The organism is Peribacillus sp. SIMBA_075, assembly GCF_046534585.1.
On record NZ_JAWRYN010000428.1, the window covers coordinates 1 to 282 of the forward strand.

1 protein-coding gene is annotated in these 282 nt (G+C 72.0%); it reads right to left on the reverse strand.

Annotated elements, in window-relative coordinates; genetic code table 11:
* Positions 1 to 282, reverse strand: a 282-nt coding sequence (locus tag SB775_RS28870; RefSeq protein WP_410864630.1) for a M20/M25/M40 family metallo-hydrolase, incomplete at both ends; no start/stop codon positions are given.

Here is a 282-nt window from a genome sequence, read left to right on the forward strand (position 1 = left end):
GATCGACCGTGGTCTCAGGACGGGAGCCGTGACCACCGCGCCCGTGGAGGGTCACCTCCATGGTGTCGACGGCGGCCATCGCTGCGCCGGGGTGCGCACCGACCATGCCGGCCGGGGAGGGCAGCACGTGCTGGCCGAGCACCACATCCGGCACCGGGATCTTCTCGTACAGGCCGTCGTCGACCATCACCTGGGCTCCGCCGCCGTGCTCCTCGGCGGGCTGGAACAGGGCGATCAGCGTGCCCGACCACTCCTCGCGGGAACCGCTCATCGCCTCGACCG